We start from the raw sequence: 1,064 nt of genomic DNA, 5'->3' as shown, positions 1-1,064 counted from the left end.
CTTGGGTCACACCCGCCAAATTTCGTTGTTCTGGTGACCGGTGGTTCATGACAAACAGGATTAGTGCCTTCAAAAGTTGCCGTTGGGTACTGAACCACACGTCTTTTTTACCTTCGGCATTTTCACTTTGCACGATCTTTGTTGCCACGGTTTCAGCTTGAATATCTCGTTGAATATAATCAAAAGGATTGTAGCGATCACTATGCGCCATGTTGGCAAAGTTGACGACATGCACTTGATAACCCTGGGCTAACTTAATACCGGCTGTTTTTTCGTATAATTCACCTTTCGGATCAGTTACAACAATGCTGTTCTCCGTTTCATTAAACAGGTTGGTAATGACGACTGACTGGGTCTTATACGATCCTGGGCCCCCAACCACAAAGATATTCCGATTTGGTTTGGTGCTGTTATTCTGGTAAACAATCCGTTTATCCACGATCCCTAAAATCGTCCCATTCATGTTAATCTCCCCCTTTCGCTGACTTTTCTCGATCCACTAATGATTTGAGAATTTCTGCCTTGGTACTCTTGTTAAATGCTGTGGTGAGGTCTTTGGCATTGATACTAAAGTAATGGTCACTCAATTCTTTTAAATTCCCCCAGGTCGCACTCCCGTGGGTTTCAGTGTCCGCAGTTTCCCACGCTTTGTGCTTGCTATTGCGTTTCAAAGCAAAATAAATGGTGTATAGGACCACAGCGATACTGACGATAATTAATACCGGGTTCTTTTGACCCAAATACAAGTTGTAATAGTGCCAGGGGTGCAAGGCTAATTGTTTTAATACGGTTGGCATATGATCCGCAAAAGTTAGCTTATAGTGCGACAAGGCCATGACTGATCCAGCTAAAATCTCCGCTAAATACAAGCCAATGATTAGCGTTAGTAGATATGGCCAGCTGACTTTAACGCTGTTTAATAATTTGTCTTTCATCTAATCACCTACTATCTGTTTAATCCTTTGTTGGTTGGTACCGGAGTATCGTTGCTTGCCATGGATCAAGGTTGGTACTGACGTTAATTGATATTTTTGAATGTAATGCCGATTCTGCGGTTGGTTCAT

The 1,064-nt window shown here is 42.3% G+C and carries 2 protein-coding genes and 1 pseudogene; all 3 read right to left on the bottom strand.

Annotated elements, in window-relative coordinates:
• A partial coding sequence (locus ACKTR2_RS10245; protein WP_407885035.1) for a type IV secretory system conjugative DNA transfer family protein occupies positions 1-463 on the bottom strand: 463 nt, incomplete at its 3' end.
• Between the two features lies 1 nt (position 464).
• Positions 465-935, bottom strand: coding sequence for a hypothetical protein (locus ACKTR2_RS10240; protein ID WP_008212995.1), 471 nt, complete (start codon positions 933-935; stop codon positions 465-467).
• A pseudogene (locus ACKTR2_RS10235) lies at positions 936-1,064 on the bottom strand (thioredoxin); the annotation flags it as partial.

The organism is Furfurilactobacillus curtus (assembly GCF_045862785.1).
Lineage (GTDB): Bacteria > Bacillota > Bacilli > Lactobacillales > Lactobacillaceae > Furfurilactobacillus > Furfurilactobacillus curtus.
The sequence above is the reverse complement of the archived record's forward strand: the minus strand, read 5'-3'. Positions and strand labels throughout refer to the sequence as shown.

Coding starts and splice junctions, on each gene's coding strand:
- ACKTR2_RS10240 (WP_008212995.1), bottom strand. CDS start 935: ATGAAAGACAAATTATTAAACAGCGTTAAAGTCAGCTGGCCATATCTA.